The 13,778-nt window shown below is 44.1% G+C and carries 15 protein-coding genes; 2 read left to right on the plus strand and 13 right to left on the minus strand.

Features of this window, described 5'->3' with window-relative positions:
* Positions 1–10 precede the first annotated feature (10 nt).
* Positions 11–340 (plus strand): hypothetical protein, encoded by a 330-nt coding sequence (locus ABD036_RS12765; protein ID WP_343860498.1) that lies wholly within the window; start codon positions 11–13, stop codon positions 338–340.
* A 91-nt stretch (positions 341–431) separates the two neighbouring features.
* Here the strand turns inward: ABD036_RS12765 and ABD036_RS12770 are convergent, their stop codons facing one another.
* The 11 genes from ABD036_RS12770 to ABD036_RS12820 form a co-directional block, all read right to left on the minus strand.
* Entirely contained in the window at positions 432–965 is a 534-nt protein-coding gene (locus ABD036_RS12770) for a PEP-CTERM sorting domain-containing protein (protein ID WP_343860500.1), read from the minus strand.
* 364 nt (positions 966–1,329) lie between these two features.
* A complete protein-coding gene (locus ABD036_RS12775) occupies positions 1,330–3,426 on the minus strand; it encodes a TonB-dependent receptor (protein WP_343860502.1) in 2,097 nt (698 codons plus the stop codon).
* 494 nt (positions 3,427–3,920) lie between these two features.
* A complete protein-coding gene (locus ABD036_RS12780; protein ID WP_343860504.1) occupies positions 3,921–4,409 on the minus strand; it encodes a phosphatidylglycerophosphatase A family protein in 489 nt (162 codons plus the stop codon).
* Complete coding sequence (gene thiL / locus ABD036_RS12785) at positions 4,409–5,371, minus strand: thiamine-phosphate kinase (RefSeq protein ID WP_343860506.1); 963 nt, start codon at positions 5,369–5,371, stop codon at positions 4,409–4,411. The genes ABD036_RS12780 and thiL overlap by 1 nt, the downstream gene beginning before the upstream one ends.
* Before the next feature lies 1 nt (position 5,372).
* Positions 5,373–5,804 (minus strand): transcription antitermination factor NusB, encoded by a 432-nt coding sequence (gene nusB / locus ABD036_RS12790; RefSeq protein WP_343860508.1) that lies wholly within the window; start codon positions 5,802–5,804, stop codon positions 5,373–5,375.
* A gap of 3 nt (positions 5,805–5,807) precedes the next feature.
* Positions 5,808–6,281 (minus strand): 6,7-dimethyl-8-ribityllumazine synthase, encoded by a 474-nt coding sequence (gene ribH / locus ABD036_RS12795; protein ID WP_343860510.1) that lies wholly within the window; start codon positions 6,279–6,281, stop codon positions 5,808–5,810.
* Between the two features lie 127 nt (positions 6,282–6,408).
* Entirely contained in the window at positions 6,409–7,506 is a 1,098-nt protein-coding gene (ribBA, locus tag ABD036_RS12800; RefSeq protein ID WP_343860512.1) for a bifunctional 3,4-dihydroxy-2-butanone-4-phosphate synthase/GTP cyclohydrolase II, read from the minus strand.
* Positions 7,507–7,556: 50 nt separating this feature from the next.
* Positions 7,557–8,219: a riboflavin synthase gene (locus ABD036_RS12805; protein WP_343860514.1), complete on the minus strand. Its 663-nt coding sequence runs from the start codon at positions 8,217–8,219 to the stop codon at positions 7,557–7,559.
* An 86-nt stretch (positions 8,220–8,305) separates the two neighbouring features.
* Positions 8,306–9,439: a bifunctional diaminohydroxyphosphoribosylaminopyrimidine deaminase/5-amino-6-(5-phosphoribosylamino)uracil reductase RibD gene (gene ribD / locus ABD036_RS12810; protein ID WP_343860516.1), complete on the minus strand. Its 1,134-nt coding sequence runs from the start codon at positions 9,437–9,439 to the stop codon at positions 8,306–8,308.
* An 8-nt stretch (positions 9,440–9,447) separates the two neighbouring features.
* Complete coding sequence (gene nrdR / locus ABD036_RS12815; protein WP_343860518.1) at positions 9,448–9,897, minus strand: transcriptional regulator NrdR; 450 nt, start codon at positions 9,895–9,897, stop codon at positions 9,448–9,450.
* 179 nt (positions 9,898–10,076) lie between these two features.
* The gene (locus tag ABD036_RS12820) at positions 10,077–10,472 is read right to left on the minus strand and encodes a rhodanese-like domain-containing protein (RefSeq protein ID WP_343860520.1); all 396 of its coding nucleotides are present in this window, start codon (positions 10,470–10,472) and stop codon (positions 10,077–10,079) included.
* 374 nt (positions 10,473–10,846) lie between these two features.
* Here ABD036_RS12820 and ABD036_RS12825 point away from each other — a divergent pair, with 374 nt between their 5' ends.
* On the plus strand, positions 10,847–11,404 hold the full coding sequence (locus ABD036_RS12825) for a PEP-CTERM sorting domain-containing protein (protein WP_343860522.1): 558 nt from the start codon (positions 10,847–10,849) through the stop codon (positions 11,402–11,404).
* 129 nt (positions 11,405–11,533) lie between these two features.
* Here the strand turns inward: ABD036_RS12825 and ABD036_RS12830 are convergent, their stop codons facing one another.
* Entirely contained in the window at positions 11,534–12,304 is a 771-nt protein-coding gene (locus tag ABD036_RS12830) for a CPBP family intramembrane glutamic endopeptidase (RefSeq protein ID WP_343860524.1), read from the minus strand.
* Between the two features lie 71 nt (positions 12,305–12,375).
* The gene (gene glyA / locus ABD036_RS12835) at positions 12,376–13,632 is read right to left on the minus strand and encodes a serine hydroxymethyltransferase (protein ID WP_343860526.1); all 1,257 of its coding nucleotides are present in this window, start codon (positions 13,630–13,632) and stop codon (positions 12,376–12,378) included.
* Positions 13,633–13,778 lie beyond the last annotated feature (146 nt).

A 13,778-nucleotide genomic window follows, 5' to 3' on the forward strand; every position in this document is an offset into this window, starting at 1 on the left:
AGGGAAGCACGTGACGCTATTAGCAGCACTTTTTATGCTTACCTTTGTAGTCAGCGTGATAAAATACGGCATTCAATTGCAGAGTATTAGGACTTACATTAAAAAAAATCACTCCGCCCTATTCAAATCCTATAGCTTAGATACTGTTAGTCTGCTTCTTGGAACGGATGACGTAGATTGGAACTTTCAGAAGTTCATATTTAAAAAACAATATACTCATACTAATAATGCTAAGTTTGTCTGTATGTGTAACAACGCTCGTAAATTAGGTCTGTTAGCCTATTCAACCGGTCTTGGAATTTTATTAACTACGGCTTTCGCTTCTATATTTGGTAATTAACAAGTTACCTAATATCGCCTCACAAAACGCGGCTGTGACAAATATTCATTGGCCTTCTTCTTACAACGCTCGTGTTTCATCGGCTCTGACCCTACTGGTTTTGACCACGCAGGTTCTGCGCAGTTTTCCACCGTAACCATCTTAGACTAAAAAGTCCAAGGCCGACTAGCATGAGTGTGGCGGGTTCGGGAATTTGTACGTTATCTGGTAGAGAAAGGCTCGCAATATTTCCTTGAAAGTCTGTCGCAGTCGCATTGATGTCCCAATTTGCTGTTCCACTGATACCCGTTACCCCGATTGAAAATACCCCATCCATGACATCGGCAAAGGAGTCGAGAACCACAGACATCGTAAATCCTGGTCCAAAGTCAGCTCCACCGAAATTTGGTATGAGGACATCGCCCAATCCGTCAAATTCGGCAAATACGGTTAAATGGACGGAATGTGGCAAGTTGTCCGTTCCAGCGAAACTAACGATTACGGATTGATAAGGTGGGGAAGGCACCATACTTGTAAAGTCAACGTTCAAAAAGAAAGCGTCATCCGCACTAATGCTCACAAGGCCAGCATGTGCTGGAAAGCATGAAAACGCAGCCCAAAATACAAAAGTTTTAAACTTGTCCATGGGTGGCTCCAACTGTTAAGTATTTGCATTTAAAAAGTCTAGTACACCCTCCTAATCTCTGCAACAGACGATATTTTTATCAAGTTTGAACTTGCTAACTGGCGCGCATTGAATCATCACTAATACTTTCCCAACCGTTCTATCTAAACAGTAACTAAGAAATCAATTGCAATTAACAGCAGCAATTCAAAAAGTCGCTTGATATTAACAAGCCATACTCAGATAACCCTATCATAACTGACAGTTTGTGATTGTCGCCTTCTGTCAAATTATATACATTGAATTGCCTATTTTGCTTTTTACCACCTACAAAAATGGCCACATAAGTGGCCACTTTTTTTATTCGACTGACACGCTCTGGTGACTATAAGGTACCTATAAGCGACAACATCGCATTGATAGGTTTGCCTACGCCAACTTGATGCGTTGAGTGTGCGTTTGGAAAATAAGTTTCATCCGTTAAATTCTCAATATTTAACTGAACACGAAGGTTGTCAGACACAACGTAGTAGGCTGAGGCATCAACCCGTGTATAACTAGGCAACTGCGTTGAGTTACTGGTGTTAACGAAACTATCATCTTGGTAGGTTACTCCTAGCCCAAGTCCAAAGGCATCATTTACCTGATAAGTACTCCATACTGAAAAGGTATTTTCAGGCAATTCAGTAGGCGTTTTGCCAGTTGGACCCGTTCTATTCACAATCTCACCGTCAAGGTTGCTGTAGTTAATTGACATTGACCAAGCGTCAGTAAGGTAGCCCACTAACTGCAATTCAAAACCGGAAATTTCAGAATCGATAACATCCAATGTAGAGGGATCGGCATCAGCAACTTGGGGGGAGCTTTGTTCGTTTTCAAACAATGCTGCTGTGAAGCTTAGCCCTTGAGCAAAGTCCCATTTCACACCAATTTCTTGGTTGGTGAATGTGTCTGGATCCAGCTGATTGTTGCTACCATTGATATTGGCATATTGCTCTCCACTGCGAGGTAAAAATGATTCGCTGTAGCTCGCATATAGTGAAATATTTTCCTGCGGCTTGTACACAAGCCCCGCCCGCGGCGATACTTCACTGTCGGTGCGAACGCGGTTTTCTAATACATCAGGGTCGGCGTTAAACACCTCAATATCAAACCGGTCAAAGCGCGCACCTAGGATCAAGTCAAGATTCTCGGATAACTCGATTTCATCTTGTACATACAAAGACGTTACTTCAAGTGCCACTCGAGTATCATCATTTAAGTCACTAAAGCCTGCAGTAAAGGCTTCACCAGATGCATTAACACCGCGCAACCCAGAAAAAGTTAGCGGCCGAGTCACGTTGAAAAACTCGCGATCATCAGCAGTTGTATCGAACACCGGATTAAAGCGGTTTTGATCCGAATGAGTATTTACAAACTCTGCTCCTAGGATCAGAGTATGGCCGATTGAAGCGGTGCTAAATTCACTGATCAGGTTTCCTGACAAAATAAAGCTGTCTCGCACCGTCGTGTCGATATAGCCGTCAAGTTCAACAATATCGTTAGCAGCGTCATAGTTTGACGCGTAAAAATTAGAATAAACTTTATCGAAATCACCGTAGTAAGCGTTAAAGTTACCTTTTACATTACTAGTGAACTGATGTTGAATATTGGCGCGCAACACGTGCGCTTCAACTTCATGATAGTTATTGTCAGGATCGCCAAACACAATGTCTTTTAGCGCAGAAACGGGGCGACCATCGTCGCCGGTAGGAATACCACGATCGATAAAACGTTCATGATTGATATACTCATATGATAAATCAACGAGGGTATCAGCGCCAAGTTCAATGCGAGCTGTGGGATTAAAGCCGTAACGGTTACCGTCGTAAAAGTCACGATGATTGTCTAAATCTTCAACCATAGCATTGATACGAATTGCAGAGGTTTTACTGGTGGCAAAATTACTATCAAGCTCTAGGTTATACCCGCCAAAGGTATTGATACCTGCTTTATAGCCCGTTGATTGCTTGTCTAAAACCGCCTTTTTAGAGACGCGATTCAAGATACCGCCTGTGCCACCACGACCAAATAACAGTGCGTTAGGGCCTCGTAGAATTTCGACCTGCTCTACATTGTAAAGCGAACGATAGTACTGCACATCATCGCGATTACCATCAATAAAGAAATCAGCCGTGGAGCGAACACCACGAAAAACAACGGAGTCGCGATGACCTTCGCCTAAAGAGGTATTCACCCCTGGCGTATAATCGATAAGCTGGCCAATGGCGGTAATACCGCGCTCGGTAATTTGATCTGAAGTAAAAATGGATAAACTTTGCGGTACATCAAGAATAGGTGTGGGTGTTTTTATTGAATTCGACTCATTGACCGATAGGAACTGCCCCTCTACAACGACTCGTTCAATATCATTCATGTCATATGCCAGTGCGGAATGACTCAATATTAATGCAGAAGCAATGCTGGTGAACTTAAATTTCAATTCCTCAATCTCCATGTGTCTTTTCTAGTAATAGGTGTTTAAATTTATAAGTTTGCTGATCTTGATTGAGCTCAAAAATAGGCGCTAGGACAAGATCATTTAATTTCCTTAAGGTTAATGAGAATCATTATCAATTGCAAGTAGTTTCTCATTCAACTATGCGGAAAATGACATTATCAGACTAGTTTTTAACCAAAGCGCGTTTGAATTGTCACGAGTTTTAGAAGAGGGACGCTTTGAAGATGGATGGCTTTCGATTAGGTCGAAACAGGTAGGCGTGAATTAATAAAATGAGCGAGTACGGATTGCGACCTTTATTAGTGTGGCAAAGCTACCTTAGGCTATCCAATAGCGTCGGCACATTAGGATTTTTGAAAAGATTAGTGAAACCAATACAAAAGGTTTGACCTTTGAGACGCTCTTTAACAGAAATGGGGATATCGATAAGATAATACCAGCAGTGGCATCAGCTTAATTGAGCAATGAGTGAATTGCTAAATCCACTCTACATAAAATAACAAGTGCATCACACCCATGGTCGCAGCGCCTGCTGCAATATCATCGAGCATAATGCCCAATCCGCCATGCAGATTTTTGTCGAGTACACTGATAGGCCAAGGTTTTAAGATATCAAAAAATCGAAATAGCGCGAATGCGATAATCACATTGGTAAAGGTGAATGGCACTGCCAGCATGGCAATTAACATCCCTGCAACCTCGTCCCAAACAATCGATGAATCGTCATGCACTCCCATGTCTTCTGCCGTTTTACCGCACACCCAAATTCCGACAACACTCGCGATTAAGGTAAACGCCAAATAAGCTGAGAAACTCAAATAGTGTGCGCATAAAAATATCAGTGGCAACGCGGCTAAAGAGCCAAAGGTGCCTGGCATTTTGGGAGCCAATCCTGAGCCAAAGCCTAATGCTAAAAAATGTGCGGGGTTACGAAGTGAGACTCTTTCTCGCAATGAAGAGTGCATCAGCTGAAATGCTCGAAACCTGAACGCAACGACTGATAAGGCTGATCTTCAAAACGAAGTTCTAATTTTTGTTTTATTCCGGTGATGTGGCCAATGCAGGTTGCACTGATATTGGCATTGGCTAGCGCGATATCCAAGGTGCCTTTATTTTCCTCACTCACGGTAAACAGCAGCTCGTAGTCATCACCTGCGCCTAACGCATAGGAATAGGCATCTTCTACATCAACGCTTTCTTTAAGAGCAACTGACAACGGTAGCTTATCGACTTGTATGCGTGCGCCACATTCGGATGCTTTTAGCACGTGTTGAATGTCTCTGATTAAACCATCGGACAAATCAATACAAGAGGAGGCGATGCGGCGCAGTGCAGTGCCTGCCAATAGCCTTGGTGAGGGATAATACAAACGATTAATTAGGTACTGAACACAATGCTCGCTGGCGATGAGTTTGCCTTTTTGGATGTCCAGTCCAACACCTGCATCACCCAAAGTTCCAGAAACATAGATCATGTCACCGGGTTTAGCGCCGCTGCGTGTCAGTGGGCTTTCATTTGGCACGAAACCATGCGCAGTAATAGTCACGCTTAGGGGGCCTTGCACTGTATCGCCACCGATCAGTTGGATAGAATAATAACGGGATAATTCAAACAAGGACGTTGAAAATGCTTCTAACCAGTTTTCATCAACTTCAGGCAGACTCAATGAAAGACTGTACCATGCTGGCTCAGCCCCCATCGCAGCCAAATCACTTAAATTAACGGCTAAGGCTTTGTGCGCAATCGCTTCTGGCGGCGTATCAATGGGAAAGTGGACGCCACTGATCAGCGTATCCGTGGTAATCGCTAAATTTAAACCTTCAGGTACACGCGTAATAGCACAATCATCACCAATACCATGGATCACATCCTTGCGCTGATGGCACTTTTGATTAAAAAAGCGCTCAATAATATCGAATTCTTTCACATTACTCTTTAAAAGATAGTTCGTGTTTGCGGAGAGTTTTTACAGCTTTATCGAGCACGCCGTTGATAAACTTGTGACTTTCTTCAGCGCCGAATGACTTTGCCAATTCTATCGATTCATTGATCACGACTTTATAAGGGACATCAACTCGCGCAGTAAGTTCATAGGTAGCGATACGTAAAATCGCCTTTTCTACTACATCGAGCTCTTCAGGTAGACGGCCTAAATACGGTTTAATCGCTTTATCCAGCGTTTCTGTGTCATTGACAACTGCACGCAACACTTCTTGGAAATAGCCCATATCGACTTTTTCCATGTTGTTACTGGTGGCAATACTTAACTCTATTTGTTCAACTGGGTTATTGCTCATCTGCCATGAATAAACAGCTTGAACAGCAAGTTCTCTGGCTTTTCTGCGTGCAGCGGGTTTCACTAATTATGCCTCTTCGATTTGCGCAATGACATTGACCATTTCTAGCGCGCCCATGGCCGCTTCTGCGCCCTTGTTACCCGCTTTAGTGCCCGAACGTTCAATCGCTTGTTCGATGCTATCGGTGGTGATCACGCCAAAAGATACTGGAATGCCGTATTCTAAAGAGACTTGCGCAAGTCCTTTATTACACTCGCCAGCAACAAATTCGAAATGTGGAGTGCCGCCGCGGATCACTGCACCTAAAGCAATGATGGCGTCGAATTTTTTAAGCTCCGCGATTTTCTTTGCAACAATAGGTAACTCATAGGCACCGGGAACGCGCACTAAGGTAATATCTTGTTCGTTAACTTCACCCACACGCTCTAACGTGTCTAGGGCGCCGTCTACCAGACTTTCTACAACAAAGCTGTTAAAACGAGAAACAACAAGCGCAAACTTTTTACCTGTTGCGCGAACATTACCTTCGATGATATTCATGGCTTACTAGTCCTATAGGAAAAACGGCGCGCATTGTAGCACACCATGGGTGAAACCCAAACGTTTAAAACAGTGGGTTTGCTTGTATAAAACGTTGCAGTGATGGCCCACGCGGCTGTTTACCAAATTAGTAAATGTAGTCAACCACTTCCAGGCCATAACCAGATAACGCATGATACTTTTTCGGTTTACTAAGCAGACGCATTTTGCGAACACCCAAGGTTGCCAATATTTGGCTGCCCACGCCAACTGTGCGTGAGGTACCTTGGTATTTTGCATTGATTGGTTTTTCGCCTTTATCTTCCGCTTCGAATTGTTGAACCTGCATGATCAAATCTTCTTGCTTACCCAGCAGCACCAACACACCGCCATCTTCAGAAATCTTTTGCATCGCTTCGGGTAATCCCATGCTGCGCTCAATGTTGCGTTCAGATCCAAGCAAATCACTAAAGGTATTATGCAGATGAACCCGAACCAAGGTCGGGGTTTCTCCGTCAATCTGGCCTTTACACAAAGCAAAGTGAATTTGATCATCGATGACATCTTTAAAGGTCACCAAATCAAACTCGCCATAGCGAGTAGGCAACTTGCAGCTAGCAACTTTTTCGATGGTGGTTTCATATAGATTACGATATTCGATGAGATCGGCAATGGTGCCAATTTTCAAATCGTGTTTTGCGGCAAATTTTTCCAACTCAGGACGTCTTGCCATACTGCCGTCTTCGTTGAGTATCTCAACAATGACCGACGCCGGCTCAGCTCCTGCTAGTCTGGCTAGGTCGACACCCGCTTCAGTATGCCCTGCGCGGTTGAGCACTCCACCCTCTTTAGCAATTAGCGGAAAGATATGCCCTGGCTGCACAATATCACTGGGCTTAGCATCAGCGTTGACAGCAGCCAGAATGGTTTTAGCACGATCGGCAGCAGAAATACCGGTAGTAACTCCTTCTGCAGCTTCAATGGATACCGTGAAATTAGTCGAAAACTGCGCACCGTTGTTATCTACCATTAAGGGTAAATTCAACCGCTTGCAGCGCTCTTCGGTCATCGGTAAACAGACCAAGCCACGGGCATGAGTAACCATGAAATTAATCGCTTCTGGCGTGACATATTCAGCGGCCATGATCAGATCGCCTTCATTTTCGCGATCTTCATCATCCATTAAGATAACCATTTTGCCTTGTTTTATATCTTCAATTATTTCTGCAATGCTGTGTAAGGCCATGTGTAGGTACTCTCAACGTTATTTTTGTAGGGTTGTTTTGTCTTGTTAGACTATTTTAAGAAGCCATTTTCGGCTAGGAACTGCATATCAATGCCTTTGTTATGCTGACTTTTAGCCGCATTGTCACCTTGCATCAAACGCTCTAAATATCGCGCAATAAGATCGACTTCCAAATTCACTTTGCCACCCACTTTGTATGAGCCAATGATGGTTTCTTCAAGTGTATGGGGGATCAGGGTCAACATGAATTTAGCACCATCAACATCGTTGACCGTTAAACTCACACCATCAACTGTTATTGAACCCTTTTCAGAGATATATTTCGCTAAAGAGTCTGGTGCTTGGATCCAGATTTCTACCCAGCGATCGATTTGATTAATCGTGATGATGGTGCCTACGCCATCGACGTGGCCACTGACGATGTGCCCACCAAATCGAGAAGTCGGTTGCATGGCTTTTTCTAAATTCACCTTGCTGCCAGCCTGATAGTCAGCGAAACCCGAACGTTTAATGGTCTCAGGGGAAACATCAACACTGTAGTGTGAGTCTGAAAAATCGACTACCGTAAGACACACGCCATTGGTAGCAATACTATCGCCCAAGCGCACATCAGACATATCTAATTTGTTGACCGCCACGGTAAGACGAATGTCGTCTCCTTGAGGCTGTAATTTGGCGATTTTGCCAACATCTTCAATTATTCCAGTAAACATACACTCTCAATAATTTAGTTCGTATCTTCGCGCAGAAAATCAACAAGTGGAGGTTGAAAAACCGTTCTCGTTACTCATTGGCTATATCATACAGGGACTGACGAAAATTCGGCAGTCAATTTTAGCGAATCACCCACTTGTTTGATTGAAGACCAACGTAATCGTTTTGCCTCGCTCATCGTGGTCATCTCAGACATAACGAATAGGTTTTGTCCTTTATCCCCTAATAATTTGGGCGCTTGATATAAAATCAATTCGTCCACCAAATTTTGTTCTACCAAGGCCCCGGCAAGCAAACCACCAGCCTCTACCCAAAGCTGGTTAATTTGTTGTTCTGCCAGTACCGACAATACCTGTTTCAGATCCAATTTGTTGCCAATAGCGCCTACCTGTTGTTGCTGCACGTGAGCAGGTAATTGACGATTTGGAGTACGGTTGATCACCATATTTAGACCATCTAAGCCAAACATTTTTAACTTGTCAGTCAGCTGATTTTTGCCGTCTAATACCACTCGCAACGGCTGCCGCAACTGCTTGGGATCAATTGCTTCTTGCAACTGACCGAGTTCATCATAACGTACGTTGAGACTGGGATTATCCGCCAATGCCGTACCCGAGCCAGTTAAAATGGCACAACTCATGGCGCGATGGCGTTGTACATCTTGTCGGGCATATTCATCAGTGATCCACTGGCTAGCACCGTTCGCTAAAGCTGTTTTACCATCGAGGCTGGCGGCTAATTTGAGCGTGACCCACGGGCGAGATAGGGTCATACGTTTAATAAACCCACGGTTTAGATTGCGCGCCTGTTGTTCCATCAGCCCGTGAGACACTGCTATTCCCTGCTCGGCCAATTTGGCTAAGCCCCGCCCAGATACTTGAGGATTAGGATCGACCATGGCCGCGACCACGCGCTTGACCCCAGCTTTGATGAGCGCATCTGCGCAAGGACCTGTGCGGCCGGTGTGGCTGCATGGCTCAAGGGTCACATAAGCGGTGGCATTGTTTGCCTGTTTCCCTGCCATGTTCAAGGCATGAATTTCAGCATGAGGAGTACCGGCTTGGTAATGCCATCCCTGCCCCACTACATGCTGGTGTTGATTTACTATCACGCAACCGACATTTGGATTTGGGGTAGTGGTATACCGGCCTTTTTCAGCCAATTGCAGGGCTAATGCCATGAATTGATGATCGCTAGCGGAAAAGGTAGGTAAACTCATAATGGTAATTAGTCGCCTAACTTGGCAATTTCTTCACCAAACTCGCGGATATCCTCAAACGAACGGTAAACCGATGCGAATCGGACGTAAGCGACTTTGTCGAGCGTTTTCAGTGCATCCATGATCAATTCACCTAAAAACTCACTGCTTATTTCGCGCTCGCCTGTCGCCCGTAACGAAGACTTAAGTTGGCTAATACAATGTTCGACTTTTTCAGTACTCACCGGGCGCTTTTCCAACGCACGTAATAACCCGGCACGCAGTTTGTCTTCGTTAAACGGCTCTCTGGAACCATCGCGCTTTATCACCCTTGGCATGACTAACTCTGCAATTTCAAAGGTAGTAAATCGTTCATGGCAAGCGGTGCACTCGCGACGACGGCGTACTTGATGGCCTTCCGCTACCAGTCGCGAGTCAATGACTTTGGTTTCCTGCTCAGCGCAAAACGGACAAAACATAGAATAAATTGCTCTAGGATAAAAATGTGCCGCTAAATTAGCAAAAAAACCAGCAAATTTACAGGTGTTTGCCTTGCAAAAACACGCTCGAGGTGAATAAAACGAATTAAATACCGGCTTTGTAAGAAATTAAATAACACTAAGGCAAGCAGCAGCTCCTTATCCCGACAGTCGCCTTGTTAGTCTTTGACTAAATCAAAGCCTTCATCTAACCACCCCGTCACCCCACCAATCAGCTTTTTTACCGGTCGATTTAGCGCTGCGAGCTTCAATGCTGCTTTGTCAGCCCCGTTGCAATGGGGACCGGCACAATACACCACAAATAGCGTATCCGCTGGATAATCGGCAAGTCTATCGTTATCAATAGATTTGTGCGGCAAGCTCAGCGCATTTGGCAGATGCCCTTGCGCGAATAACAGAGCACTGCGCACATCGAGCAACACGAAGTCCATTCGATTATTGGTCATTGCAAAGTGAGTGTCCCAACAGTCAGTTTCAAAACGTAATAATTGTGCGAAATGATGTTTCGCTTGCTCGGCCGGTGCGGCGGGAACGTGTGATACGGATGAAGACATGGCGGATTCCTTTTTCATTGGAATCCTATTATGGGTCTTTTATGACATTGAGACAGTAACGACAAAGCCAATATTCGATAAGAATAAGACAATCGATTAGTTATTCGGATCCGATTATGTGAAATTAGAATTTTACTTTGACACGAACCACACCAAACCGTGGTTGATTTATCACACAATCACTGTGTGCTTTTTTATGGCCTCTACTGTTAACCTATAAAAACGTCAGCATTTTTTACAGTTATTATTGACAAGAATTTAATTAGAGGAAATTCCTATAAATATCAAAAATTTAAACCGTGGCGTGAATTTTGCTAACATGTCTCTGTTCGGTAACATTAAGAAAATAATATTTTAATTAGGGAAGTAGTATCATGAAATCAATGACTAAAATTTTTGCTGCACTTGTAGCACTGTCGCCATTTATGGCGCAAGCTGGACTTTTTGAGTTTAGCTACACCTTCAACAATAATGGCGATAGCGTTCAAGGAAGTTTCAGCGGTGACCAAAACGGCAATTTAATTGAAAATTTGTCGGATATCATCGTCTCAGTTAACGATGTGGAGTTAACTGCGCCCTTGTTTGATTATCGAATTGAATGCGAAGATACTGGCTGCTTTTGGGTTTCCGGTGGTGTCGTTTCTTTCGACGGCACGCTTAATAATTTTGTGTTTATGGATGATGCCACTTTTCCCGCCACATTCGACTACACAAACTATTTCCTCCAAGTTCCTGAGTTCGTTGATGAAGGTATTCAGGCTCAGACAGGCATGTGCTTCGATAATTTATCAATATGTAATAGTGAAATAAACGATGGTAATACCGGCAACTCTTGGCAGTTGACGCGTGTCGAAGTTCCAGAGCCAATGACGCTTGCCTTGCTGGGCTTTGGGCTTGCTGGTTTTGGCATGGCTAAACGCAAGAAATTCTAACGATTTTCAGGCATGAATAAAAAACCTCGCCAATGCGAGGTTTTTTTATATATGGTGAAAACGATAGATTGACCATCACTTCACGCCATTGTGATAGTGCTGGTATCAACTTCATTGTTAATACCTAGTTCAACTCATCCCTTTATGAAGAATCCGACTTAATAGATACACACCCGCAACGGATACACTGAAGGTAAACAGATTAGTTGTTAGCGTATTCCACTGAAATTGCGTTTCGCCGTCATACATCAAATAAGCGGCCGTGTTGTAGCAGCTGTGGCCAAAGATACAGGGCCACAATGAGCGGGTTTTGTAATAAAGCCAACCAAAAAATATCCCTAATACAAATGCGGCAAGAAACTGGTAAAGATTAAAATGAAATACCGCAAACAAGGTTGCCGATAACACGATAGCGAGATGCGCCGGGTAGTGGTGTAAAAATCCACGCAAAATGATGCCTCGAAATATCACTTCTTCGACAACAGGTGCAAATATACTTAAGGCTACCAGCGTTATTAAACCACCCGACATCAATTCAACCAGATATGCCATTCCCGCCTCATCTTCAGGTAAATAGAAAGCTAACCAATTTTGTAGATCGGCAAACCACCATAGCGACCCAAGTACGGTCAATCCAACTAAAGGGAAAAGCACAGTCGCGGTACTAATGAATTGATTGGGGCTGGCATCAAACAACGAGCTAAGTGAGTATTGGGTATGTTTGAGCACGGCTTGAACAATAACAACAGTGGCAATGCCATTGATAAGCAAATTAAGCCACAAGTTGCTTTGTAACTGCGGAAATGCGCCGTAGAGCAGCATGCCCATGATAAATTGCATGGCAAACCAACAAAAAAGGATGCCAACTGCCATCAAAAAACCCGGTGGGTTACGCGTCATTTTAGCCCCTTAAATAAAAAAGCCGCAAAAACACCTAACGATGTTTGCGGCTTTGATTGTTAGCGACCTGACTAACCGTAAACGGGGAATCGCTTACACAATGTCACCACTTCGCTTTTCACTCGAGCGATGGTGGCTTCATCTTCAATGTTGTCTAATACATCACACATCCAATTTGCCACTTGCTCAGCTTCCGCTTGCTCAAAGCCACGGCGCGTTATTGCTGGAGAGCCAATGCGCAATCCACTGGTCACAAAAGGTGAACGGGGATCATTAGGCACCGAGTTTTTATTAACGGTAATATTGGCACGACCCAAAGCGGCATCAGCGTCTTTACCTGTGATATCTTTGTCAATTAAATCGAGTAAAAACAAATGGTTATCAGTACCGCCAGAGACGATTTTGTAACCACGGTCTTGCAACACTTTGACCATGGCCTTGGCATTTGCGATCACGTTTTGCTGATACACTTTGAACTCAGGTTGTAGTGCTTCTTTAAATGCCACCGCTTTAGCGGCAATCACATGACACAATGGACCACCTTGGTTACCTGGGAAGACTGAACTATTCAATTTTTTATAAATAGTTTCATCACCACATGAAGACACAATAAGGCCGCCGCGAGGGCCAGCTAAGGTCTTGTGAGTTGTGGTGGTGACAACGTGCGCATGTGGCAATGGATTAGGATAAACCCCAGCGGCCACAAGGCCTGCAACGTGGGCCATGTCGACCAACAAATAAGCACCGACTTTATCGGCAATTTCACGAAACTTCTGCCAATCCACTATGCCCGAATAAGCAGAAAAACCACCGATGATCATTTTAGGTTTGTGCTCTAAGGCTAATGCTTCAACTTGCTGCATGTCGATTTCACCGGTTTTTTCACATAAACCGTATTGCACTGCATTATAGGTTTTACCCGAGAAGTTAACATGAGAGCCATGCGTTAAGTGACCACCGTGGGCTAGACTCATACCTAATACGGTGTCTCCGGCATTCAATAAAGCCATAAACACTGCCGAGTTAGCTTGAGAGCCAGAGTGCGGTTGTACGTTGGCGTAATCGGCGCCAAATAATTGTTTAGCACGTTCAATTGCTAAGTCTTCAGCAATGTCCACGTATTCACAACCACCGTAATAACGCTTGTGCGGGTAGCCTTCCGCATATTTATTAGTTAACTGAGAGCCTTGGGCTTCCAGTACTCGCGGGCTACAATAGTTTTCTGATGCGATCAGTTCAATATGGTGCTCTTGACGCTGAGTTTCTTGTTCAATAGCAGCATGTAATTCAGGGTCAAAGTCAGCAATATTCATGTTGCGCTTTAGCATGGGTGTCTCCTCAACATCTTGGCACGGCAGTGGCTGCAGTCTTAACTTAAGGGGAAACTTAAGTTTCTGCAGCGAAGCAAAATTCGATAGATAAAAAATGAGCCGTTATTCTAGTCATTTTAAGCGCGATGTACACAGTTAAAACA

The sequence above is a fragment of the Aliiglaciecola litoralis genome, assembly GCF_039523355.1.
In the GTDB taxonomy this organism is placed as follows: Bacteria; Pseudomonadota; Gammaproteobacteria; order Enterobacterales; family Alteromonadaceae; genus Aliiglaciecola; species Aliiglaciecola litoralis.

Coding starts and splice junctions, on each gene's coding strand:
- ABD036_RS12770 (WP_343860500.1), bottom strand. CDS start 965: ATGGACAAGTTTAAAACTTTTGTATTTTGGGCTGCGTTTTCATGCTTT.
- ABD036_RS12780 (WP_343860504.1), bottom strand. CDS start 4,409: ATGCACTCTTCATTGCGAGAAAGAGTCTCACTTCGTAACCCCGCACAT.
- ribH (WP_343860510.1), bottom strand. CDS start 6,281: ATGAATATCATCGAAGGTAATGTTCGCGCAACAGGTAAAAAGTTTGCG.
- ribBA (WP_343860512.1), bottom strand. CDS start 7,506: ATGGCCTTACACAGCATTGCAGAAATAATTGAAGATATAAAACAAGGC.
- ABD036_RS12805 (WP_343860514.1), bottom strand. CDS start 8,219: ATGTTTACTGGAATAATTGAAGATGTTGGCAAAATCGCCAAATTACAG.
- ribD (WP_343860516.1), bottom strand. CDS start 9,439: ATGAGTTTACCTACCTTTTCCGCTAGCGATCATCAATTCATGGCATTA.
- nrdR (WP_343860518.1), bottom strand. CDS start 9,897: ATGTTTTGTCCGTTTTGCGCTGAGCAGGAAACCAAAGTCATTGACTCG.
- ABD036_RS12820 (WP_343860520.1), bottom strand. CDS start 10,472: ATGTCTTCATCCGTATCACACGTTCCCGCCGCACCGGCCGAGCAAGCG.
- ABD036_RS12825 (WP_343860522.1), top strand. CDS start 10,847: ATGAAATCAATGACTAAAATTTTTGCTGCACTTGTAGCACTGTCGCCA.
- ABD036_RS12830 (WP_343860524.1), bottom strand. CDS start 12,304: ATGACGCGTAACCCACCGGGTTTTTTGATGGCAGTTGGCATCCTTTTT.
- glyA (WP_343860526.1), bottom strand. CDS start 13,632: ATGCTAAAGCGCAACATGAATATTGCTGACTTTGACCCTGAATTACAT.